Below are 21,849 nucleotides of genomic sequence, written 5' to 3'. Positions count from 1 at the left end.
ACGCCCGACGGCCGCCTGGAACGTGAGCGGATCGCGACCTCGGGGCCCCCGCGGGCCCGCTAGCATTGCCGGGTGCCCGTCTCAACCGTGTCGATCCCCGTCGGACAATGGCTCGTCTCCCCCGAGGGCGTGCGCTGGTGGTTCGACTCCGGTTCGTTCGCGCTCGACTTCGCCGTGACCGGCGCGCTCGGCGAGCCCGACGGTCGCTCGACCGCGGCCCACGGGCCCGTGGCCGGGCAGCCCGCGAACGAACGGCTGCATGCGCCCGACGACCTCACCGAGTGGCTCCGCGAGCGCTTTCCGGTGCAGGTCGGCTCGGCCCGTTCGCGCGACCTGTTCGACGCGGTCTCGCTGCGCGACGCGATCGTGCGCATGGCCCGCGCCGCGGCCCATGGCGACGAACTGCGCGGCGGCGACGTCGACGTCGTGAACCTCTACGCGGCCACGCCCGACATCCCGCCGTCGCTCGGCGGCGGCACCCGCCAGGCCGGCCGCTCGGTGCACACCGTGCCGCAGGCGCTCGCCACGATCGCGCGCGACGCCGTCGACGTGTTCTCGGTCGAGAACGCCGGTCGCCTGCGCGAGTGCGACGGGCCCGACTGCCACATGGTCTACCTCGACACCTCGCGCGCGGCCACCCGGCGCTGGTGCTCGATGCAGCGGTGCGGCAACCGTGCGAAGGTGCGCGCCCACCGCGCGCGCAAGGCCAGCGCGAACGGGCGCGTCGAGCTCGACCAGACCGCGGCCTGACCCGGCGCGCGACGCGATCCGTCGCGTTCGACGCGAGCTGGCGTCTCGCGATCCGTCGCGTCGCGCGCGTCGGTCTCGGCGGCCTACGCCCCGAAGACGCCGTCGCGCAGCACGGGCACGACGTCGGTCACGTCGCGCTGCGTCGCCTGGCGCACCTCGTCGCGACGGCCGTCGGCCGCGAGCCCGGCCCCGGTGCCCGCCGCGCCGATCAGGTGCACGGCGGCGTGCCGCAGTCCCTCGAACGCGGCGCAGGCGACCGCCGCCTCCGGCGAGGTGTGGTCGATGCCGAGCCGCACGAGCGCGTCGATCACGGCACCGGCCGTGAGCTGGTCCTCGATCGCGAACCGGATGCCGCCGGCCGGCGCCTCGTCGGCCCGCTCCCCCGCCTCAGTGGCCCGTTCGCCCGCCGCCACGACGGCGACGAAGAGGCGTTCGCCGCGCGACTCCTGCAGCGCGAGGATGCGTCGGGCCACCGCCTCGCGGTTCCGCAGCGACGCGGCGAGCACGACGACGTCGTGGCCGGCGAGCTCCCGGGCGAGGTCGGCCGCCTCGGTGGCCGCGACATCCGGTGCGGCCTCAGCGCCAATGGCGAGTGTCGAACCCCGCTCGGCGGCGAGCACGGCCTGCGTCGTGACGAGCAGCGCGTCGACGAGCACGACGACGTGGGCACCGGGCAGGATGCGTCGGGCACCGCGCAGACCCCAGTCGAAGCGGACCTGGTACTTCGCCTGCCCGAGGGCGTTCGTCGAATCGCTCACCGCGTCAGGCTAGCGCCGTCGCGCGCCTGGCCTGAATCGGCGGCCGGTTCGTGACGCCGTGCGGCGGACCGGCCAGCCGGTCAGCGCCCCATCGCGTCGTACGCCGCGAGCGCCTCCGCGTCGCTCGCGCGAGACGTCGCGCGCCTCGCGGCATCGAGCGCCGCGACCGGGTCGGGCTCCTGCCGCGCGATCACGAGCTGGCGTTCGGCCTCGGCGAGGCGCGTGCGCGCGTCGGCGCCGACCCGACGCCCGCCGTGCGCGATGGCCTCGTTCGCCGCGCGGAGCTGGCTCTCGGCGATCGCGAGCGCCCCGCCGAGCGCTCGGGTCGCCCCGTCGAGCCTCGACTGCGCGGCCCTCGCGGCCGCCCGCGCCGCGTCGAGCCGGTCGAGGGCGATGCGCAGGCGGTCGCGCGCCGCGAACGGGTCGCCCGCGCGCTGCGCCCGGGAGGCGAGCACGTCGTTCGCCTCCGCGATCGCGGTCACGAGCGCGGCGCCGTCGGCGGCGGCCGGCCGGGCGACGGCGCGGCCGTCCGTACCCTGCCCCGACGTGGCCGGTGCGCCGGTCGCGTCGCGCACGGCCTCCTCCCGCACGGCCCCGTCGCGCTCGGCGCGGGCGGCGGACGCCTCGAGCTCGAGCCGCTGCGCGAGCTCGGCCTCCGCCGAAGTGGCCGCCGCGAGCTCGGCCTCGACGGCCCCGGCCGCGACGATCGCACGTTCGGCCCGATCGAGCGCCTCGGCCGCTCCGGCGCTCGCGGCCGCGGCCGGGCGCGCCGTCGCGATCGCCGCGGCGGCCTCGGCCAGCCGATCGTCTGCCGCGGCGAGCGCGAGGTCAGCCCGCTCGAGGTGGCCGTGGGCGCCGCCGAGCGCCGACGGGGCGTACCGACGCGCGAGGCGCTCGAGCGTCGCGGCGGCCTCGCGGCGACGCACCGCGAGTTCGCGCGCCCTGGCCTGCATGACCGGGCCCTCGATGCTCGCCCCGTGCTCCGCGCGACGCCTTGCGGCGAGCGCGGCATCCGAGTCGGCGAGCGTGCGCAGCGCCTGTTCGCAGAGGTCGATGATGCGCGCGCTCCACGTGCGACGCTCGGCGGCGGTGTCGGGATCGGCGTCGTCGAGGCGCTGCTGCAACAGGAACGCCTCGCGCAGCCACCGCGCTGCCGAATCCACCGACGCGCGGGCCGTTCGCGCCGTCGCGTCGTCGAACTGGGCCTCGGCGAAGGCGACCTCGGCCTGCCCCTCGCGCACGGCCGTGTCGGCGCGCACGATGAGCGACTTCGCCTCGATCTCGAGCGGCCGCGATGCGGCGAGCGCCGCCTGCTCGCGCCGGTGCCCGAGGTGACGGAAGCCGAGCACGGCGCCGACGAGCGCGGCCACGGCGACGCCGGCCACGACGAGCGAGGGCACCCACCAGAGTCCGTCGGCCATGCGCGGGAGTCTAGGCGCTGGGAATGCGAGGATCCCGTGCACGGAATTCAGGAGATGTCGACCTCGGACGTGCGCTCCACAGCCCCTGCGGCAGGATCTCCTGAATTCCGTGAACGACGGCCGCGCCCGACCGCCCCGGCGACGCGGCACGCCGTGAATGCGGCGCAGGTGCTTGGCTGCGGCATCCGTCGGTCCTAGGGTCGGCTCATGCGGGTCATGCTGAAGCTCGAGCTCGACTGCACGCCGGACGCCGCCTGGCGGGCGCTGCACAGCCCCGCCGTGCTGCGCGAGGTCGTCGCGCCCTGGCTCGACTTCGCCTCGCTCGAACCGGGTGGCCTGCCGACGGCGTGGCCCCAGGGCCGGCATCGCCTGCAACCGTTCGCCTTCGGCGTGCTTCCCGTCGGCGAGGAGGTCGTCGACCTCAGCCACCCCGGCGGCCTGCCGCCCGGCGTGCGCATGCTGCGCGACGGCGGCGGCGCGCTCACCGGCCCGTTCGCCCTGTTCGAGCGGTGGGACCACCGCATGGCCGTCTCGGCACTGCCCGACGGCCGCACCCTCTACCGCGACCGGTTGCGGTTCGACGCCGGGCCGCTCGGCGCGCTCGCGTGGTATCCGACGTGGGCGTTCTGGCAGTGGCGCGGCGCCCGCCTCACCCGACTCGCCCCGTCGTGGGCGTTCGACCCGCCCGGAACAGCGGATGCCGCGGCGGCCGCCCCGACCGGCGACGGGCCGCCCGAGGCATCCGCCAGTCCTGAAGCCCACCCGGATGCCCGGCCAGAGGGGAGCCCCGCATGACCACCTCGAACCCGTCGCTGCAGCTCGCGGACTGGCGTCGCCGGGTGTTCGGCCTGTACGCGGGCGTGCGTCAGCTCAGCGCGCACGACCCGGCCGCCGGCCACGAGCTCTGGAAGTCGGGGCGCGACGAGCTCTTCGCCGGCCACCCGCAGTCGCCGCTGCTGCCCGACGACCGTTCCTCGTTCACCGGGCTCACCGTCGCCCGCTACGACCCCGACTGGCGCTTCGAGCTCGAGCTGCGGCGCCCCGACGAACCGCAGAAGCTCGTCGTCGAGAGCGCGACCGACGGCCGGATCCGCTTCTCGCTCGCCGGCACCGTTCGCGTGCCGTACCTCGGCACGCTCGACGTGTGGCGGCTCACCCAGTATGCGGGCGGCCTGTTCCTGCCCGTGAAGGACAAGCTCGCGGGCATGCCCGGCGGCACCTACGGCGGCGGACGCTACCTGCTCGACACCGTCAAGGGCGCCGACCTCGGCGCCGGCGCCGGACTCGACACCCTCGTCGTCGACTTCAACTTCGCCTACAACCCGTCGTGCGCCTACGACCCGTCGTGGTCGTGCCCGCTCGCGCAGCCCGGCAACGTGCTCCGCGAGGAGGTCCCGGTCGGCGAGCGGCTGCCCCGCTGAGCTTCCGCCTCGGCCCGAGCCGCACCGGACTCACAGCCTCCGCCCCGCGGCATCCGCTATGCTCGTCGATGGTGTGCGCGACGAACGCGCCGCCTGCGTCGTAGAAACGCTTTCCGGGCAGGGCCTCGTCACGAGGGCGCCCGTTGACTCTCATACGGCGAACGGATGCGCCGACCGGCGCCTTCGCCACTCCCACCGCCGGGACGAGAACCGCCGCCGCGCGCCGCAGACTGCGAGCGCTGTGCGACGCCCATCACCGCGCGGTGCACCATGCCCCGAAAGGCACCAGTGACCGACACCTCCTTCGCCGCACTCGGCGTTCCCGCACCGATCGTGCAGGCCCTCACCGCAGACGGCAAGACCGACCCGTTCCCCATCCAGGTCGACACCCTGCCCGACACGCTCGCCGGACGCGACGTGCTCGGCCGCGGCAAGACCGGCTCGGGCAAGACCCTCGCGTTCTCGATCCCGATGGCCGCGCGCCTCGGCGGCGAGCTCGCCGGCGGCAAGCGCCGCGCCGGCCGCCCGCTCGGCCTCGTGCTCGCGCCGACGCGCGAGCTCGCGACCCAGATCGACGCCGTGCTCGCCCCGCTCGCCGAGGCGTACGGCATGAAGACCACCACGATCTTCGGCGGCATCAACCAGAAGCGCCAGGTCGACGCGCTCCGCGCCGGCGTCGACATCGTCGTCGCCTGCCCCGGCCGCCTCGAAGACCTCATGAAGCAGGGCTTCGTGACCCTCGACGCCGTCGAGATCACCGTGCTCGACGAGGCAGACCACATGGCCGACCTCGGCTTCCTGCCCGTCGTCACGCGCATCATGGACAAGACCCCCCAGTCGGGCCAGCGCCTGCTGTTCTCGGCGACCCTCGACAACGGGGTCGACAAGCTCGTCAAGCGCTTCCTCCACAACGAGGTGCTGCACTCGGTCGACGAGGCCACCTCGCACGTCGCCGCCATGACCCACCACGTCTTCGAGGTCGACGACGTCGACGCGAAGAACGAGCTCATCACGGCCCTCGCCTCGGGCACCGGCCGCCGCATCCTCTTCATGCGCACCAAGCACCACGCCAAGAAGCTCGCGAAGAAGCTCACCGAGCAGGGCATCCCCGCCGTCGACCTGCACGGCAACCTGTCGCAGCCGCAGCGCGACCGCAACCTCGCCGCCTTCGCCGACGGCTCGGCCAAGGTGCTCGTGGCCACGGATGTCGCGGCGCGCGGCGTGCACGTCGACAACGTCGAGCTCGTGATCCACGTCGACCCGCCCATGGAGCACAAGGCGTACCTGCACCGCTCGGGCCGCACCGCCCGCGCCGGCAGCGAGGGCGACGTCGTCACGATCTGCCTGCCCGGCCAGAAGCAGGACCTCAAGACGCTGCTGCGCAAGGCCGCGATCCAGGTCGTGCCCGAGCGCGTGACCGCGAAGTCGCCGCAGGTCGTCGCGCTCATCGGCGAGGTCGCGGCCTATGTGAAGCCCGCTCCCCGCGCTGCCGTGCAGCAGCAGGGCGGCGGACGCTCGCAGGGCGCCAACGCCCAGCGCAAGCGCGCCGCGCGCGAGGGCGCACCCGCCGCCACTGCAGGCAACGGCGGCTCGGCGGGCGGCGGACGCCGTCGTCGCGGACGCGGCACTGGCTCCGGCGCGGCCGCCGCCCCGGTCGAGGCCGGGCAGGGCGCCCAGCGTCGCGACCGCTCCGGCCGTCACCCCGAGGCCAAGGCCAACGCGCCCAAGCAGGGCCAGGGCCACAGCCGCGGCGCCCAGACGACGGGCGCGCAGCGCGGGGCATCCGGCGGCTCGACCCGCTCGGCCAAGCAGCCGCTGCGCGTCGGCAGCCTCGTCTCGCCGAACCGCAACGCACGCACCAACCGCCGCGCGCAGGGCTGACGCCCGCGCGACACCGCCGGACGGCCCCGACGAGCGTGTGCTCGCCGGGGCCGTTCCCGTCGGTCGGGCAGATGCGCGGGTTCCCCGTCGGCCGCGCAGGCACGCGCCGGCGGTCGCCCGATTGTCACGGGTGGACAACGAACCGGCGGACCGATCGTCTCGATTTGTCGACCGCCGCACGCTGGCTTAGCCTCTGGGTATGAGCACCGAAGTCGTTGCCGAAGCCCTTGTGATCCGTCCGGTCCGCGATTCCGACGCCGAAGCCCTGGGGCGCGTGCACGCCCAGTGCTGGCACGAAGACTACGACCAGCTGGTCGACCAGGCCACCCTGGCGAACCTGTCCCCCCGCCGCATGGCCGAACTCTGGGCCCACCGCCTCGGGCAGAACGAGGAGCACACCTACTTCGCCGCCCTCGTCGACGGCGAGATCGTCGGCTTCGCCGGCGCCGGCCCAGCACGCGACGACGACGCGCCCCGCGCGCACGAGCTGTTCTTCATCCACCTGCTCGACTCGCACCACGGCCACGGCATCGGGCAGAAGCTCTTCGACGCCACCGTGGGCGACGAGGCCGTGACCCTCTGGGTGCCGTCCGCGAACACGCACGCGATCGGGTTCTACGAGCGCAATGGCTTCACCGCCGACGGCGCCTCGCACGACGAGCCGTTCCTCGGCGAGACGATCCACGAGATCCGGATGGTGCGCTGACGCGGCGCCTCTCGGCTCGGCCCGTGCGATCGGCTCGGCGGGCGCGGTCGGCGGGCGCGGTCGGCGGGCTCGGCCGTGGTCGGCTCGTACGGCGTCGCATCCGTCGCCGCTAGTCTGACGTGATGCCCACTCCCGTCATCCTCGATGTCGACACGGGCGTCGACGACGCCCTCGCCCTGCTCGTCGCAGCGCGCCATCCCGATCTCGAGCTGCTCGGCGTGAGCTGCGTCGCCGGCAACGTCTCGCTCGACCGCGTCGTCGAGAACACCCTGCGCGTGCTGGCCGCCGCCGGCCGGTCGGACGTGCCCGTCGCCGCCGGCGCGCAGCGCCCGCTCATCGAGTCGCCTCGCGCCGCGACCGTGCACGGCACGGACGGCCTCGGCGGGGTCGAGCTCGCGCCCTCGCCACGGCAGGTCGAATCCGAGCACGCGGTGGAGTTCCTGCGCCGCACGATCCTCGCCTCGACGGAGCCGGTCACGCTCGTCGCCCTCGCGCCCCAGACCAACCTCGCACTGCTGCTGCGCATGCATCCCGAGGTCATCGACCACGTCGATCGCCTCGTCTTCATGGGCGGGTCGGCCTCGGTCGGCAACGCGACCGCCGTCGCCGAGTTCAACGTCTGGCACGACCCCGAGGCGGCGGCGATCGTGCTCGACTCCGGGGTGCCGGCGTACATGTACGGCCTCGACGTGTTCAACGCGGTCGCGGTCGAGGAGTATCACGCCGCCAGGCTCGCGGCGTCCGACGAGCCGCTCGCGCGGGTCGTCGGGGCACTGCTCGGCAATCGCGTCTCGAGTTCGCACGGCGGCGAGCCCGAGTACAGCGGCCTCATCGGCGATGCGGGCGCGGTGTGCTCGCTGGTCGACCCCGACGCACTCGGCACGCGCCTGCTGCCGGTGCACGTCGAGCTGGCCGGGCGCGCCAGGGGTCAGACCGTCGTCAACCTGCGCGGGCGGCCGGGCGAAGACCTGGCCCACGGCCTCGTCGTCGACCGGGTGCCGGTCGAGGTCGCGCTCACGGTCGACGCGCCGCGGCTCGCGGGCGTGTTCCTCGATTCGCTCGGGCTGCCGCGGTCGTAGCGCCGGCCGATGGTGCCGGTCGGACTCGGCCGATCGGCCGATTGACGCGGCCGGGGCGCACGACGATCGTGGAGTCGGCCCGATCGATCCCGGGCGGAGGGCGGTTCACGATGCACGAGGAGCAGGTCGATCCGGGCCGCGTGCCGACGTCGGGGCAGCCGTCGCCCGCCGGCGCGCCACGCCCGCCCCGCATTCCGCCGCGCTGGTTCGTGCGCACGGCCTGGGTCGTGCACCGCGGCATCTACGCGGTGACGCGCGGGCGGCGCGGCCTCTGGCCGCCGAGGCCCGATCGATGGGGCACGATGCAGCTGACCACGACGGGCCGTCGCACCGGGCGCGAGCGCGCCGTGATCGTCGCGTACTTCGAAGACGGTCCGAACCTCGTGACGCTCGCGATGAACGGTTGGGCCGAGCCCGACCCCGCCTGGTGGCTCAACCTGCAGCACGAGCCGGATGCGCGGGTCGTGCTGCCGAGCGGCGCGCGCGAGGTGCGAGCGCACGCCGCGAAGGGCGTCGAACGCGAACGCCTCTTGGCGGCCTGGCAGACCTTCGGCGACGACGTCGACGCGCACGCCTCCCGTCGCCGCCGCGAGACCGCGGTCGTCGTGCTCGAGCCCAGGGCGACGCGCTGACGCGCCGACCCCCGCCCCGTCGATCCGAATCGCCGTCAGCACCGCACACATCTCCGCTCACAGCCCCGCACACGGCCCCGCCACCGATCGCCGCATCGACGCAGCCTCGCCGCGCCGAGGCATCCGCCCGGACATCAGAATCGGGCGGCGCGGGGTCGCCGCGCCGCCCGATCCTCTGGTGCTGGTCAGTTGAATGCGACCAGGTAACTCGGGATCGTGGCCGTCCCGCTCGCCTCGCCGCCGATTCCGTTGACGACGTGGCGGATGATGCCGTTGCCCCCGAGCGACACCGTGAGCAGGTTGCGCAGGCGCACGCCGGGCACGGCCGGCGCCTCGATCCCGCTCTCGGTGACGATGGACGGGTCGACGTTGTTGTACGAGTACACCCCGACGCCCCAGGCCTGGTGGTCGGTGACGCCGTCGCCGACCTTGTAGCTCGCCCAGCCCTGCTTCGAGCCGTTCATCCACGCCGCCTGCGACGGCGGGTCGTAGGCGAGCTCGCTCTGGTAGAACACGGTGCGACCGCGTTCGCCGTTCCAGACGGTGTTGTGCTGCTGGTAGTGCTCGACGAACAGGCCGTACGCCGTGACGTCGTCGCCGTTCACGACGAGCCCCCGCTTCGCGGTGTTCTGGTCCCAGCCGATGCCGTCGCCGTGATCGCCGCGCCACGACCAGATGTGGTCGATGATCGTGTCGTCGCTGTGCACGACGAGCGCGTCGTCGACCTTGCCCGCCACCGCGCCGCCGACGCGCAGGAACACGTCGTGCAGGGCGATCGGGTCGTCGGAGTGGTCGGCGGATGCCCCGGGCTCGCCCACCTCGAGCAGCACGGGCGCGTGCTCGGTGCCGGCGTCGAAGAGCACACCGGCGATCGAGACGCCGTCGACGTCGGCGACCCGCATGGCCGTCGTACCTCCGTCGTTGACGATGGTCGCGTAGCCGAGGCCCAGCACCACCGTGTCGGGGCGATCCACGTCGATGGACTCGTCGACGTGGTAGACGCCCGGCGTGAGCAGCAGGTGCAGGCCCTGGTCGAGCGCCGCGTTGATGCGCTCGGCCGAGTCGCCCGGCTTCGCCACGTACACGTCGTCGAGCGGGATCGACGTGCCGGGCGTCGGGCCGTCCTCCCACGTGGTGCCTTGGGTGTCCTCGGCGAGTTCGGGCACGAAGATCGCCCAGTCGTCGCCCGCCCAGTAGAGGTACGGCTTCTCCCGCGTCACCGGGCTCGTGTCGAGCACGGTGTGCGACGGGTTCGGGAAGCTCGGGGGCGGCGAGCCCTCGACGCCCGAGAACACCATGTTCCAGACCGAGCCCTCCCAGGCCCCGAACGAGGAGTCCCGGCTCAGCCACTGCTGCTGGGAGTACGAGCGCACGGTGCCGTCGACCTTCGAGTCGGCGATGAACCCGCCGCTCGACCAGCCGTAGCTCGAGGGCGCGAGGCTCAGGTCGCCGAGCACGTGCACGCGGCGCATCGGCGCCGCCTGCGACACGGCCCACCGCGCCTCGCCGGTGTGCGGGGCGATCGAGAGGTTCTCGACCGAGCGCCAGAAGTTCTGCGTCGCGTTGCCGCCGAACCACTGGGCGTCGACCCACACGCCGCCGTTGATGCGCACGTCGTCGGGGTTGCGCCCCGCACCCGAGATCGAGGTGTCGAACCCGATGTGCGCGTGCACGTCGTAGGTGCCCGGCTTGAACAGGAACTGGTCGCGCCGCTGCCCGAACTGCGCCGTCTCCTGCGCCTGGAAGGCCGCGTCGAGCTCGGCCTGGATGGTCGAGTCGGGCGTGGCGTCGTCGTAGACGTGCACGTTCGGCCCCAGGTCGCCGCCGCCCTCGATGAGCTCGGGCGGGTCGGTCGGCTCCGGCGTCGCGGGCGGCGTGGTCGGCGGGGTGGTCGGCGTGCCGCCGGGGATGCCGAACACGCGGGCCTCCCAGAGCGAGTAGCCGTACCCGGTGCCGCGCTTCGAGAAGTCGAGCCGCACGTAGCGCCCGTCGCCGTCGAGCGGGACCGACTGGGTGCCGCCCGTGCCGCCGACGACCTGCCCGACCTGCGACCAGGTCGACCCGTCGGTCGAGGCGAGCACGCGGAAGTCCGCGCCGTACGCCGCCTCCCACACGAGTTCGAGCCTGGTGAGGTCTGCGACCTCTCCGAGGTCGATCTGCAGCCACTGCCCGTCGGCGAACGTGCTCGACCAGCGCGTGCCGAGGTCGCCGTCGACGGCGGCCCTCGCCGGCGTGTAGTCGGCGTTCTCGACAGTCGAGGCGGTGACCGGATGCCCCTGCGAGAGCAGTTCGGGCTCCGCCGCCGCCGCGGGCGCGACCGCCGCGAGGCATCCGCCGGCGAGCAGGGCGGCCGCGGTCGTTGCCACGAGCGCGGACCGGGACATCCGCCCGCCCCGCGACATCCGCGGGCTCATCGTGCACCGCCCGGGAGCGTCTCGGGAAGCAGCGCGAAGTTCTCGTCGAGCACTCCGCCGCGGTGCGGCTTGTACTGGTCCCACCCGCTCGGGTTGCACTGGAGGCCGCCGTTGATGCAGTGCTCGACGAGCCGCTGCAGCACCTCGGGCTCCCACGCGTTCACGAAGTCGTAGTGCCACGACTGGTCGCTCCCGCTCGAGAGGTGCACGTCGGACATGTCGCCCGAGACGGGCCACGCGATCTTGAACTCGATCATCGGCACGGCGATCGGGTGCGACATCGGGCACTGCCCGTTCACCGGGTAGGCCATGTGCGGCCCGTGCCCCATCTCGGCCGCGGCCTGCGGCGTCAGGTGCATGCCGTCCCAGCACGACGGGGCCTGGTAGCGGATGTTGAGCTCGGTGCCCGGGTCGCAGTGGTCGGGGATCTCCCAGCTCTTCGACACGCCGCCGCACTCCCAGCCCTCGACCGCGCCGGGCGCGGTGCGGAACGAGTCGACCGTGGCCTTCATGTCACCGGCCACGAAGCGGAGGCCCTGCGGGAAGGGCTGCACGGCCTGGTAGTCGTCGACGCCCGACTTGTAGTAGATGGTCATCGGGATGTCGGGCTCGATCGCGGTCGTGCCCTTGTAGAGCGTCGGGAACCAGTACGACGAGTGGTCCTGGGGCACCGTGCACGTGGAGTCCGTGTTCGCGAAGAGCGACTCGGGCGTCGTGAACGCGTTCGTCGAGCGATTGCCGACGAACGTGTGCAGGTGCGATGCTCCCGGCTTGCCGGGGAACACGATCGGGTCGTCGGGGAGGAAGTGCGAGAAGGTGCAGTTCGCCTGGAACTCGTGGTGCGTGACCTCGTCGTTCCACACCGGAGGATCCCCGGGGTCGACGACGTCGCCGTCGCCGTAGACCGAGAACTCGTGGAGCGAGTACCCGTACCCGGTGGCGCGGTCGGTCGCGACGAGCTGCACGTACCGGCCGCTGCCGGTGAACTCGAGCTGCTGCACGCCGCCCGTGCCGGCGGTCACGGCCGCCACGGTCGACCAGGACTGCGCATCGTCGGAGACCTGCACGGTGAACGCGGTCGCGTAGGCCGCCTCCCAGTCGAGCACGACGCGCTCGAGCGGATGACTCGCGCCGAGGTCGATGCGGAACCACTCGTCGTCGGTGGCGTTCGACGCCCACCGCGTGGAGCGGTCGCCGTCGACGGCGAACCGGGGGCCGAGGTTGCCGGCCTCCGAGCTGGATGCCGCGGTCAGGGCGCCGCGCGAGAGCAGCGTGCCCGGCGCGGCTGCCGCGGCCTGCGCGGCGATCAGCGAGCCGGCGGCCACGGCGAGCGCGGCGAGTCCGGCGAGGGCTGCGGCGAACGCGCGGGGTCGCCGCACGGGCGAGCGCCCGTCTGCCGCGTACGAGGGGGGTGGTGCGAGCGTGTTCATCATGGGAGTTCCTTTCTTTCGGGCGCGCCGAAGCGCACCGGAGTGCGGAGAACGGAGCGGGGCGGGTCCGCGGCGGCGGCCAGGGGGAGGGAGCCGCCGCCGCGAGGGCTCAACTGGTGCGGTAGATGCCGGCCTCGAAGATCGAGAAGCCCCAGTCGGTGCCGCGTTCGGTGAGCTCGAACCGCACGTAGCGTGCGGTGGCGGGGGCGACGAACTGGTCGATGCCGCCGTCACCGCCGGTCACGGTCTTGAGGTCGGTCCAGTTCGTGCCGTCGTTCGAGGTCTTCACGGTGTAGGACTTGGCGTACGCCGCCTCCCACGTGAGCTGGATCGTGTCGAACGCGGTGGGCTGGCCGAGGTCGACCTGCAGCCACCCGGTGGGCGCCCATTCGCTCGACCACCGGGTCGCCTGGTCGCCGTCGAATGCACGACCGGGCGAGTAGTTGTCGCCGTAGGTCTGGAACGAGGAGGCCGTGGCGGTCTTGCCCTGCGCCACGTTGACGCCGGCGACCTCGGGCGCCACGACCCGGAACGACCGGGTCTCGACGCCGACGTTGCCCTGGCCGTCCTCGACGTACACGTAGGCCTTCCAGACGCCGAGCTTCTGCGGCGCCGTGATCGTGATGCGGTCGCCGGCGCGCTGGTGCTCGACGAACTGCACGCCACCGGCGCCGTCGATGTACTTCGAGTTCACGAACGCGACGTACTCGAGCGGGTCGTTCTCGGGATCGGTCACGTCGAGCGTGAACGTGAACGGCTTGCCCGCCTCGATCGAACCCGAGTCGGGGATCTCCATGTCGGTGATGCGCGGCGGCCGGTTGTCGTCGGCCGCTGAGCCGCCCCACATCTCGGCGACGCTGTAGTAGCCGAGGCGCTTGTTGCCGCCGGGGATGACGTTGAACCACACCCCGCCGAAGTCGCCTTCGAGTCCGAAGTGGAAGAAGGTCGCTCCGAGCGCGACGCCGTCGTGCTCGCGGAGGCAGCGCCAGGAGTCGACGAGCGCCTCACCCTTCTGGATGTCGGTCGGCTCGTCGGGCACGCCGTTCGCGTCGTCGGGAACCTCCCACTCGCCGGCTGCGCCGCCCTCGGTGACGATGTAGGGCTTGTCGTAGCCGCCGTCCTTCCAGGTCTGCTCGATGTTGCACACGTCGCCGTAGGAGTTCACGGCGAGCAGGTCGAGCGCGGGCGTGTTGGCCTTGTAGTACGGCCAGGCACCGGTCCAGGCGTCGGTCGAGGTGACGGGGTGGTTCGGGTCGGCCTGCTTGATGGCGACCGCGACCTCGTTGACGTAGGCGGCGTAGGCGTTGCGCTGGGCCTCGAGCACGGCGCCCGAGTAGCAGTTCTGCAGGCCGAGGAGCGATTCGTTGCCGACGTTCCACATGAGGGTGGCGGGGTGCGACTTGTAGACGCCGACCCAGTTCAGGATGTCGGCCTTCGTGGTCGCCTTGTAGTTCGCGTCGGTCGTGTAGTCGATGCATCCGCCCGACCCCGGCCCGCCGCCCGGCAGCAGCCAGAAGCCGTTGATGACGCGCACGCCCGCCTGGGCGGCGGCGTCGAGGAGCTGCTTCGTGTCGGCTCCGGTGCCCCAGGTGCGCGTGGTGTTCGCGCCCATCGCGGTGAAGTCGTCGAGGTACTGGGGCGCCTCGCCGAACGCCGGACCCCACGTGAAGCCCTTCACGGTGTACGGCTTGTCGTTCACGGTGAGCTTCCATGCGCCCGAGGTGCCGGTGACCTTCACGACGCTCGGGCCGGTGAAGGGACCGGGCTCGTTGGGGTACCCGGGGTCGGGCAGACCGGGGTCGCCGGGATCGGTCGTGTCGGTGGGGTCGGTGCCGCCGCCGGGGGTGCCGTAGACGGCGAACTCCCAGAGCGAGTAGCCGTAGCCGTTCGCGCGCTGGGTGCCGAGCATGCGCACGTAGCGGCCGTGGCCGTCGACGTCGAGCGACTCGCTGCCGCCGGGGCCGTTCGCGACCGTGCGGATGGTGGACCAGCCGCCGGTGCCGGTGTCGGAGACCTGGATCTCGTACGCCTTGGCGTAGGCGCCCTCCCAGGTGAGGTCGACGCGGTCGATGTCGGAGACCTGGCCGAGGTCGACCTGCAGCCACTGCGGGTCGCTCCACTGGCTCGACCAGCGGGTCGCGGGATTTCCGTCGACGGCGGCGGATGCGGGGGTGTAGTCGGCGCTCTCGACCGAGGACGCCGTGGCCGGCTTGCCCTGCGAGAGGTTCACCGGGGCGGCCGCGGCGGGCCCGATGGGGCCGGCGAGCGCCGACGCCACGATCGCGGCGGCGATGGCGGCTCCGATCGCGAGGCGCCTCGCGGGCCGCGACCCGGTCGGTGCGGCGGGGGGATGGAGGATCACAGCTCGAACTCCTTCACGCCGATCCGCGCGGGATCGGCTGGTCGTCTCGTCGTTGAAACGCACCGCTGGGCACTCGTGATGCTCGGACAGCGCTCTTACACCAGAGCCCCGAGTATTCCTCGGCGTCTTGTCCCCTGTCAAGGGGGCATTCGGAGGCTCGATCGTCGACCTCACGAGGTGCGGTCGGTTGCGCGATTCGGCCTTTTTCCGCGTGATCACTGGGATCGCGGCGAAGGAGCCGTGCACGAACGGCGCACCGAGCCGGCTTTGGACCGCGCCGGGATCTCGCTCTCCCGACTCCCCGATGTTCTCGGCCGAAAGGCATGATCTCGGTCGAAAGTCGGGAACGGTTCCCAAAACACGCTCACACGCTCCCAAATTCGGAACGCCGATCCGAGATCGATGCTACGGTCGAGCGATGGAGCAGTCCCCGACTTCACGCCCGACCCTCGACGACGTCGCCCGCGTCGCCGGCGTCTCCCGCGCGACCGTCTCGCGCGCGCTGCGCGACACCCGGCGCGTCGCGCCCGAACTCAAGGAGATCGTCGGCCGAGCGGTCGCCGTGACCGGCTACGTGCCGAACCGCGCCGCCAGGTCGCTCGTGAGCGGGCGCACGGGCACCGTGGTCGTCGCGATCTCGGGGTCCGACGCCGACGACGTCGACGGAGCCCGCGTCGACCTCTTCGACGACCCGTTCTTCAGCCGGGTCATCAGCGGCATCGTCCGTTCGCTCCGCGACCTCGACACGCAGCCGCTGCTGCTGCTCGCCGAGAGCGACGAGGACCGCGACAACGTGCTCGCCACGGTCAAGCAGGGGGCCGCCGACGGTGCGCTGCTGATCTCGACGCGCGCCGACGACCCGCTCCCCCGCGCGTTCGCGGCGGCGCGTCTGCCCGCCGTCGTGTTCGCCCGGCCTGCGGGCGACGCCGCACTCAGCTTCGTCGACATCTCGAACTTCGACGGCGGCAGGCTCGCGGCCGAGCGCCTGCTCGAACGCGGCCGCCGCAGGATCGCGCTCATCACCGGTCCGCTCGACGTGCAGAGCGCCGAGGCTCGGGCGAGGGGCTTCCGCGAGACCCTCGCGCGACACGGGCAGGCCTTCCCTCCCGTCGCGCGCGGCGACTTCACGATCGAGAGCGGCGAGCGCGCCATGGCCGAGCTGCTCGACGCCGCGCCCGACCTCGACGCCGTCTTCGCGTCGAACGACCTCATGGCGCTCGGCGCCATCCACGAACTGCGGGCCCGCGGCATCCGGGTGCCCGACGACGTCGGCGTGGTCGGCTTCGACGACTCGGTCGTGGCGACGATCTCGCGGCCCATGCTCACGACCGTGCGTCAGCCGATCGAGGAGATGGCGGCCGAGATGGCCAGGCTGCTCGTGGCGCAGCTGAAGGCCGAGCAGCCGTCGCCCACATCGACGATCTTCGACCTCGGTCTCGTGGTGCGCGGCAGCGACTGAGCCGTAGGCGGTCGCCGACGAGGCAGCCTGCGACCGAAGCCGACGGCGAGCACGCGTCGCGGCCCAGCCTCGCCGTGGTCAGCGCAGCGCGCCCACCGAGGCGAGGGCCTGGCGCACGAGCAGTCCGCGGCCGCCCTCCATCTCATCGGCGACGGCCTGGGTGGCGGCTTCGGTGGGCGTCATCCACGTGACCTCGAGCGCGTCCTGGCGCGGCTCGCACGTGCCGGTCACCGGCACCACGAAGGCGAGCGACACGGCGTGCTGACGGTCGTCGGTGAACGGCGAGATGCCGGGCAGCGGGAAGTACTCGGCGACGGTGAACGGCACGGGGCTCGCGGGCAGCAGCGGGAACGCCATCGGCCCGAGGTCCTTCTCGAGATGGCGGAACAGCGCGTCGCGCACGGTCTCGCCGTACATGACCCGGCCCGACACGAGCGTGCGGGTCATCTCGCCGACGGCGTTCGCACGCAGCAGCACCCCGACCTCGGTGACCTGGCCGAGCCCGTCGACCCGCACCGGCACGGCCTCGACGTAGAGCAACGGCAGGCGACCGCGGATCTCGGCGAGCTCGAGATCGCTCAGCCAGCCCGGGTTCGTGTTGGGCGTCGGCGCGCCCGTCGGCTCGTCGCCGTTCCAGTCGGGATCGGGGGTGCGCACGCTCATGCCTCGATTCTGCCCCACGCCGCTAGCGTTGAGGCATGACGCGTGTGCAGATCGACGATGAGGCCGTGCTCTGGTCGGCTTCCGGTGCCGACCGCGAAGGGCGGCCGCTGCTCGTGCTCCTGCACGGCTACAACTCGAACGAGGGCGACCTGTTCGGCCTCTCCCCCTACCTCCCGCTCGAGCCGGTCGTCGCGTCGGTGCGCGCCCCGATCGACGCGGGGTACGGATACGCGTGGTTCCCGCTGCTCGCGCAGGGCGTCGACGAGGCCGTCGAGGGTGCGGATGCCGCGGTCGACGCGCTGCTCGACTGGCTCGACCGCGCGGCGGCGGGCGTGTCTTCCGTCGGCCTGCTGGGCTTCTCTCAGGGCGGCGCGGTCTCGCTCGAGCTGCTGCGACGCGCGCCCGAACGCTTCGCCTACGTCGTGAACCTCGCCGGGTTCGTGCTGCCCGGCGAACGCGACGGCGACGGCGACGAACGGCTCGCCGATGCGCTGCCGCCCGTGTTCTGGGGTCGGGGCACCGCAGACCAGGTGATCCCGGATGCCTCGGTCGAGCGCACGCGCGCCTGGCTGCCGTCGCACTCGACGCTCGACGAGCGCATCTACGAGGGAGTCGGACACTCGGTCTCGGAGCGCGAGCTCGCAGACGTCGCGGCGTTCGTGCGCACGCAGGTGGCACCCGGCGCCTAGCGCGGCCGCGTCGCAGCGCCGTGATGTCGCGCGAAACGTCGCGACCGGTGCGTCATGACGACCGTTCGTGCGACCTCGCGGGCTCCGGCGCGTCTCGGCGTCAGACGCCCGAGCCGGCTCCCCCGCCGCCGGGCTTGCGGCCCTCGGCCGCCCAGCGCGCGGCGCGCTCCTTGTCGCGCTCGGCGACGCGGATCTTCTCGGCGCGCACCTCGGCCTGCGTGGCGCGCTCCTGCACGAGCCAGGCGGGCGGCGCCTCGAGCAGCGCCTTGATCTCGGCGGTGGTCAGCGGCTCGGTCACGCCGCCGCGCGCGAGGCCCGAGTTCGAGACGCCCAGCTTGGCCGCCACCACGCTGCGCGGGTGCGGGCCCTCGCGGCGCAGGGTCTCGAGCCACTCGGGGGCGTCGGCCTGCAGCTTCGCGAGCTCGTCGCGCGTGACGGGGCCGGCGCGGAACTCCTCGGGGGCGTGGTCGAGCAGGATCCCGAGCTTCTTGGCGGCGGTCTCGGGTTTCATCGACTGGGAGGCGTTCACCCTGACACGTTAGCCGGTTCGCCTGTGCGCGGCATCCGTGCGCCCGTCCGACACGGTCGGTCGCGATAGCCTGTGGTGGGCGATCCCGCGCGACAGGAGGGGGCGAGATGACCCTGCAGCTGCGCTACGTCGCCGGCGTGAGCCCCGCGAAGTGGCTCCGGGTGTGGGCCGACCGCCGACCCGACCTGCCGCTCGTCGCGCAGCGCGTCGATGAGTCGGCCCAACTCGACGGCGTGCACGAGGCCGAGGTCGACCTCGCGTTCGTGCGCCTGCCGGTCGACGCCTCCGGCCTGCACGTCATCCCGCTCTGGGAGGAGCAGCCGGTCGTCGTGCTCGCGAAGGACCACGCGTTCGCCGAAGAGGCGTCGCTCACGCTGGCCGACCTCGCCGACGAGCCCCGCGCCCCGGTGCAGGACGACCCCGCGATGACGATCGAACTCGTCGCGGCCGGCACCGGCCTCGCGTTCGTGCCGCACGGCGTGGCCCGCCTGCACGCCCGCAAAGACGTGGTCGCCGTGCCGGTGACCGACGCGGAACCCACGCGCATCGCCCTCGTCTGGACCCTCGAGCGCGACGACGCCGACATCCAGGAGTTCGTGGGCGTCGTGCGAGGGCGCAAGGCGCAGAGCTCGCGCGGCCAGGCCTCCGACGAGCCCGTGCTGTCGCCCGCGAAGGCCGCGAAGAAGGCCGCCGCCGAGCGCCGTGCGGCCGAGGCGGCGAAGGGCGGCAAGGGAGGCAAAGCCTCGAAGTCCGGCAAGCCGGCACGTCCGGCCCCACGCACGGGCGCCGGAGCCAAGCAGCGCAGCCGCCGGAGGGGCCGATGACCGCCGACCGCCCGTTCCTCTTCCTCGCGGCGCGCCCCGAGATCGAGGCCGTCGGGCCCGAGTACGAGTCGGTCCGCCGTGCCATGGGGCTCGACGCCGGCCGGCTCGAGCACCTGCGCCTCGACGTCGAGTCGCTGCCCTCGGCCGATCTCTCCGGGTACGCCGGGGTCGTCGTGGGCGGCAGCCCCTACAACGTCACCACCGCCGACGAGCACAAGCATCCCGTGCAGCGCCGCGTCGAAGACGACCTCGCCCGGGTCGCCGAGGCCGCGCTCGAGGGCGGGCATCCGCTGCTGTTCACCTGCTACGGCATCGGCGTGCTCACCCGGCTGCTGGGCGGCGAGGTCGGCACCCGGCACGGCGAGGACGCCGCCGCGGTCGAGATCGCGCTCACCGACGCGGGCGTCGACGACCCGCTCACGAGCGCGCTGCCCCGCACGTTCCAGGCGCTCGTCGGCCACAAGGAGGCCACGGAGCGCCTCCCCGAGGGCGCCGTGCTGCTCGCCTCGTCCGAGGGCTGCCCCGTGCAGGTGTACCGCGCCGGCGCGAGCCGCGTGTACGCGACGCAGTTCCACCCCGAGGTGACGGCGCACGACTTCGTCGCCCGCGCGAACGTGTACCGCCACCACGGCTACTTCCCGGCGAGCGAGCTGCGCGCCGTGAGCGAGCGGCTGGCCGCGGCATCCGTCACCGAACCGCAGCGGCTGCTGCGCCGCTTCGCCGAACTCGCCGACGCCTGAGCCCGCCCGTCGGCCAGCCGCGGTAACCGCCCCGACGCGAACGCACGGCCACCGCCCGAACAGACGACGACGGCCGCACGGCGTCCCGTGCGACCGTCGAAGTTCTCGTGCCCGCTACCTCGTGCTGAACGCCGCGTCGAACGCTGCTTCGGACGGCACGTACGACGCGAGTCGGCGCACGAAGCCGAGCGCCTCGGGGGCGCCGACGAGCCGGTCCATGCCGGCGTCCTCCCACTCCACCGACGTCGGGCCCTCGTAGCCGATCGCGTTCAGCATGCGGAACGCGTTCTCCCACGGCACGTCGCCGTGCCCGGTCGAGATGAAGTCCCAGCCGCGACGAGGATCGGCCCACGGCAGGTGCGACGACAGCCGACCGTTGCGGCCGTTGTCGAGGCGCTTCTTCGTGTCCTTGCAGTGCACGTGGTAGATGCGGTCCTTGAAGTCCCACAGGAACGCGACGGGGTCGATGTCCTGCCAGACCATGTGCGACGGGTCCCAGTTCAGGCCGAACGCCTCGCGGTGCCCGATCGCCTCGAGCGCGCGCACCGTCGTCCAGTAGTCGTACGCGATCTCCGACGGGTGCACCTCGTGCGCGAACCGCACGCCGACCTCGTCGAACACGTCGAGGATGGGGTTCCACCGGTCGGCGAAGTCCTGGTAGCCCGCGTCGACCATCTCGGCCGTGGCGGGCGGGAACATCGCGACGTACTTCCAGATCGACGACCCGGTGAACCCCGTGACGGTCTTCACGCCGAGCTTCGCGGCCATGCGTGCCGTGAGCTTCAGCTCCTCGGCCGCACGCTGGCGCACGCCCTCCGGGTCGCCGTCGCCCCACACCCGGTCGTTCAGGATGTCGCGGTGTCGCTGGTCGATCGGGTCGTCGCAGACCGCTTGCCCGTGCAGGTGGTTCGAGATCGTCCAGACCTTCAGGCCGTTGCGCTCGAGGATCTCGAGCCGGTTCGCCACGTACTCGGCGTCGTCCCACCGCGACACGTCGAGGTGGTCGCCCCAGCAGGCGACCTCCAGGCCGTCGTACCCCCATTCGCCGGCCAGGCGCGCCACCTCCTCGAACGGCAGGTCGGCCCACTGGCCGGTGAACAGCGTGATCGGTCGCGCCATCGCGATACCCCTTCGTCTCGATTTCGTGTCGTCGTGCCGCGCTGCGGCTCAGCCGGCGGCGACCCAGAGGCCCTCGGCGGCCGAGCTCTGCTCGACCGCGTCGAGGACGCGCTGCACGTGCAGTCCGTCGGTGAACGACGGTTCGGGCGCGGTGCCCCCGTCGATGGCGACGACGAGGTCGCGCACCTGGTGGGAGAACCCGTGCTCGTACCCGAGCATATGACCGGTCGGCCACCACGACCCCGTGTACGGGTGGCCCGGCTCGGTCACGAGGATCCGCCGGAATCCCTGCTCGGTGGCGGGCTGCGTCGCGTCGTAGAACTCGAGTTCGTTCAGGCGTTCGAGGTCGAATGCAAGGGCCCCCTTCGACCCGGAGACCTCGATGCGCAGGGCGTTCTTGCGCCCCGTGCGGAACCTGGTGGCCTCGAACGACGCGAGCGCACCCGACGTCAGACGCCCGGTGAACAGCGCGAGGTCGTCGACCGTGACCTCGCCGCGCTCGGTCGACGCGCTGCCGGACAGACCCGAGGAGTGCTCCAGCAACGGACGTTCGGCGACGATCGTCTCGATGAGGCCGCTCACGCGCTCGATGTGCTGACCGGTGACGAACTCGGTCAGGTCGATGGCGTGGGCCCCGATGTCGCCCAGCGCTCCGGAGCCCGCGAGCTCCTTCTTCATGCGCCACGTGAGCGGCGCCTCCGCGTCCATGAGCCAGTCCTGCAGGTACTCCGCCCGCACCTGGCGGATGTCGCCGAGCCTCCCCTCGGCCACGAGCTGCCGCGCGAACACGACCGCCGGCACGCGACGGTACGTGAAGCCCACCATCGAGCGGATGCCGCGTGCGGCCGCCCGTTCGGCGGCCTCGGCCATGGCCTCCGCCTCGGCGACGGTGTTGGCGAGCGGCTTCTCGCAGAGCACGTGCTTGCCGGCCTCGAGGGCGGCGATCGCGATCTCCGCATGCGTGTCGCCCGG

20 protein-coding genes are annotated in these 21,849 nt (G+C 73.0%); 11 read left to right on the top strand and 9 right to left on the bottom strand.

Features of this window, described 5'->3' with window-relative positions:
* The first annotated feature begins 72 nt into the window (after window positions 1–72).
* Window positions 73–750, top strand: coding sequence for a CGNR zinc finger domain-containing protein (locus ACFVS8_RS04695; protein ID WP_387058258.1), 678 nt, complete (start codon window positions 73–75; stop codon window positions 748–750).
* An 83-nt stretch (window positions 751–833) separates the two neighbouring features.
* On the opposite strand, the gene ACFVS8_RS04690 is transcribed toward ACFVS8_RS04695, so the two are convergent.
* Entirely contained in the window at window positions 834–1,508 is a 675-nt protein-coding gene (locus tag ACFVS8_RS04690) for a 2-phosphosulfolactate phosphatase (RefSeq protein ID WP_387058255.1), read from the bottom strand.
* An 80-nt stretch (window positions 1,509–1,588) separates the two neighbouring features.
* A complete protein-coding gene (locus tag ACFVS8_RS04685) occupies window positions 1,589–2,929 on the bottom strand; it encodes a hypothetical protein (protein ID WP_387058253.1) in 1,341 nt (446 codons plus the stop codon).
* A 207-nt stretch (window positions 2,930–3,136) separates the two neighbouring features.
* On the opposite strand from ACFVS8_RS04685, the gene ACFVS8_RS04680 reads away from it, so the two are divergent.
* The 6 genes from ACFVS8_RS04680 (at window position 3,137) to ACFVS8_RS04655 (ending at window position 8,648) form a co-directional block, all read left to right on the top strand.
* Entirely contained in the window at window positions 3,137–3,724 is a 588-nt protein-coding gene (locus tag ACFVS8_RS04680; protein ID WP_387058250.1) for a hypothetical protein, read from the top strand.
* A complete protein-coding gene (locus ACFVS8_RS04675; RefSeq protein WP_387058247.1) occupies window positions 3,721–4,350 on the top strand; it encodes a DUF1684 domain-containing protein in 630 nt (209 codons plus the stop codon). The genes ACFVS8_RS04680 and ACFVS8_RS04675 overlap by 4 nt, the downstream gene beginning before the upstream one ends.
* Before the next feature lie 288 nt (window positions 4,351–4,638).
* Window positions 4,639–6,231 carry a DEAD/DEAH box helicase gene (locus ACFVS8_RS04670; RefSeq protein WP_387058244.1) on the top strand — a complete coding sequence of 531 codons (1,593 nt, stop codon included), beginning with the start codon at window positions 4,639–4,641 and terminating at the stop codon, window positions 6,229–6,231.
* A 199-nt stretch (window positions 6,232–6,430) separates the two neighbouring features.
* Window positions 6,431–6,937, top strand: a complete 507-nt coding sequence (locus ACFVS8_RS04665; RefSeq protein ID WP_387058241.1) for a GNAT family N-acetyltransferase — start codon at window positions 6,431–6,433, stop codon at window positions 6,935–6,937.
* 122 nt (window positions 6,938–7,059) lie between these two features.
* The gene (locus tag ACFVS8_RS04660) at window positions 7,060–8,016 is read left to right on the top strand and encodes a nucleoside hydrolase (protein ID WP_387058238.1); all 957 of its coding nucleotides are present in this window, start codon (window positions 7,060–7,062) and stop codon (window positions 8,014–8,016) included.
* A 110-nt stretch (window positions 8,017–8,126) separates the two neighbouring features.
* Window positions 8,127–8,648, top strand: a complete 522-nt coding sequence (locus ACFVS8_RS04655; protein ID WP_387058236.1) for a nitroreductase/quinone reductase family protein — start codon at window positions 8,127–8,129, stop codon at window positions 8,646–8,648.
* A 185-nt stretch (window positions 8,649–8,833) separates the two neighbouring features.
* Here ACFVS8_RS04655 and ACFVS8_RS04650 read toward each other — a convergent pair whose 3' ends face one another.
* The 3 genes from ACFVS8_RS04650 to ACFVS8_RS04640 form a co-directional block, all read right to left on the bottom strand.
* Entirely contained in the window at window positions 8,834–11,032 is a 2,199-nt protein-coding gene (locus ACFVS8_RS04650; protein WP_387058233.1) for a discoidin domain-containing protein, read from the bottom strand.
* 26 nt (window positions 11,033–11,058) lie between these two features.
* Window positions 11,059–12,495, bottom strand: coding sequence for a DUF1996 domain-containing protein (locus ACFVS8_RS04645; RefSeq protein ID WP_387058231.1), 1,437 nt, complete (start codon window positions 12,493–12,495; stop codon window positions 11,059–11,061).
* A gap of 106 nt (window positions 12,496–12,601) precedes the next feature.
* The gene (locus tag ACFVS8_RS04640) at window positions 12,602–14,854 is read right to left on the bottom strand and encodes a discoidin domain-containing protein (RefSeq protein ID WP_387058229.1); all 2,253 of its coding nucleotides are present in this window, start codon (window positions 14,852–14,854) and stop codon (window positions 12,602–12,604) included.
* Between the two features lie 418 nt (window positions 14,855–15,272).
* On the opposite strand from ACFVS8_RS04640, the gene ACFVS8_RS04635 reads away from it, so the two are divergent.
* Window positions 15,273–16,313, top strand: a complete 1,041-nt coding sequence (locus tag ACFVS8_RS04635; protein ID WP_387058227.1) for a LacI family DNA-binding transcriptional regulator — start codon at window positions 15,273–15,275, stop codon at window positions 16,311–16,313.
* A 78-nt stretch (window positions 16,314–16,391) separates the two neighbouring features.
* Here ACFVS8_RS04635 and ACFVS8_RS04630 read toward each other — a convergent pair whose 3' ends face one another.
* Window positions 16,392–16,976, bottom strand: a complete 585-nt coding sequence (locus tag ACFVS8_RS04630; RefSeq protein ID WP_387058225.1) for an NUDIX hydrolase family protein — start codon at window positions 16,974–16,976, stop codon at window positions 16,392–16,394.
* 35 nt (window positions 16,977–17,011) lie between these two features.
* Between ACFVS8_RS04630 and ACFVS8_RS04625 the strand changes: the two genes are divergently transcribed.
* Window positions 17,012–17,665, top strand: a complete 654-nt coding sequence (locus ACFVS8_RS04625) for an alpha/beta hydrolase (RefSeq protein ID WP_387058222.1) — start codon at window positions 17,012–17,014, stop codon at window positions 17,663–17,665.
* A 100-nt stretch (window positions 17,666–17,765) separates the two neighbouring features.
* On the opposite strand, the gene ACFVS8_RS04620 is transcribed toward ACFVS8_RS04625, so the two are convergent.
* Window positions 17,766–18,176, bottom strand: coding sequence for a DUF5997 family protein (locus tag ACFVS8_RS04620; protein WP_387059729.1), 411 nt, complete (start codon window positions 18,174–18,176; stop codon window positions 17,766–17,768).
* A gap of 125 nt (window positions 18,177–18,301) precedes the next feature.
* On the opposite strand from ACFVS8_RS04620, the gene ACFVS8_RS04615 reads away from it, so the two are divergent.
* A complete protein-coding gene (locus tag ACFVS8_RS04615) occupies window positions 18,302–19,018 on the top strand; it encodes a LysR family transcriptional regulator substrate-binding protein (RefSeq protein WP_387058219.1) in 717 nt (238 codons plus the stop codon).
* Window positions 19,015–19,758 (top strand): glutamine amidotransferase, encoded by a 744-nt coding sequence (locus ACFVS8_RS04610; protein ID WP_387058216.1) that lies wholly within the window; start codon window positions 19,015–19,017, stop codon window positions 19,756–19,758. The genes ACFVS8_RS04615 and ACFVS8_RS04610 overlap by 4 nt, the downstream gene beginning before the upstream one ends.
* Before the next feature lie 114 nt (window positions 19,759–19,872).
* Here ACFVS8_RS04610 and ACFVS8_RS04605 read toward each other — a convergent pair whose 3' ends face one another.
* Window positions 19,873–20,877 carry a sugar phosphate isomerase/epimerase family protein gene (locus ACFVS8_RS04605; protein ID WP_387058214.1) on the bottom strand — a complete coding sequence of 335 codons (1,005 nt, stop codon included), beginning with the start codon at window positions 20,875–20,877 and terminating at the stop codon, window positions 19,873–19,875.
* Between the two features lie 48 nt (window positions 20,878–20,925).
* The coding region (locus tag ACFVS8_RS04600) for a Gfo/Idh/MocA family protein (protein ID WP_387058211.1) at window positions 20,926–21,849 on the bottom strand (924 nt) is incomplete at its 5' end.

Source organism: Agromyces sp. NPDC058110 (assembly GCF_042884735.1).
Classification (GTDB): domain Bacteria; phylum Actinomycetota; class Actinomycetes; order Actinomycetales; family Microbacteriaceae; genus Agromyces.
This window is presented reverse-complemented; position numbering and strand designations above follow the sequence as displayed.

Bases quoted from the DNA above. Each gene is read 5' to 3' on its own strand.
- ACFVS8_RS04630 (WP_387058225.1), bottom strand. From the start codon at position 16,976: ATGAGCGTGCGCACCCCCGATCCCGACTGGAACGGCGACGAGCCGACG.
- ACFVS8_RS04635 (WP_387058227.1), top strand. From the start codon at position 15,273: ATGGAGCAGTCCCCGACTTCACGCCCGACCCTCGACGACGTCGCCCGC.
- ACFVS8_RS04645 (WP_387058231.1), bottom strand. From the start codon at position 12,495: ATGATGAACACGCTCGCACCACCCCCCTCGTACGCGGCAGACGGGCGC.
- ACFVS8_RS04675 (WP_387058247.1), top strand. From the start codon at position 3,721: ATGACCACCTCGAACCCGTCGCTGCAGCTCGCGGACTGGCGTCGCCGG.
- ACFVS8_RS04680 (WP_387058250.1), top strand. From the start codon at position 3,137: ATGCGGGTCATGCTGAAGCTCGAGCTCGACTGCACGCCGGACGCCGCC.
- ACFVS8_RS04655 (WP_387058236.1), top strand. From the start codon at position 8,127: ATGCACGAGGAGCAGGTCGATCCGGGCCGCGTGCCGACGTCGGGGCAG.
- ACFVS8_RS04660 (WP_387058238.1), top strand. From the start codon at position 7,060: ATGCCCACTCCCGTCATCCTCGATGTCGACACGGGCGTCGACGACGCC.
- ACFVS8_RS04685 (WP_387058253.1), bottom strand. From the start codon at position 2,929: ATGGCCGACGGACTCTGGTGGGTGCCCTCGCTCGTCGTGGCCGGCGTC.
- ACFVS8_RS04610 (WP_387058216.1), top strand. From the start codon at position 19,015: ATGACCGCCGACCGCCCGTTCCTCTTCCTCGCGGCGCGCCCCGAGATC.
- ACFVS8_RS04625 (WP_387058222.1), top strand. From the start codon at position 17,012: ATGACGCGTGTGCAGATCGACGATGAGGCCGTGCTCTGGTCGGCTTCC.
- ACFVS8_RS04650 (WP_387058233.1), bottom strand. From the start codon at position 11,032: ATGTCCCGGTCCGCGCTCGTGGCAACGACCGCGGCCGCCCTGCTCGCC.
- ACFVS8_RS04620 (WP_387059729.1), bottom strand. From the start codon at position 18,176: ATGAAACCCGAGACCGCCGCCAAGAAGCTCGGGATCCTGCTCGACCAC.
- ACFVS8_RS04605 (WP_387058214.1), bottom strand. From the start codon at position 20,877: ATGGCGCGACCGATCACGCTGTTCACCGGCCAGTGGGCCGACCTGCCG.
- ACFVS8_RS04615 (WP_387058219.1), top strand. From the start codon at position 18,302: ATGACCCTGCAGCTGCGCTACGTCGCCGGCGTGAGCCCCGCGAAGTGG.
- ACFVS8_RS04665 (WP_387058241.1), top strand. From the start codon at position 6,431: ATGAGCACCGAAGTCGTTGCCGAAGCCCTTGTGATCCGTCCGGTCCGC.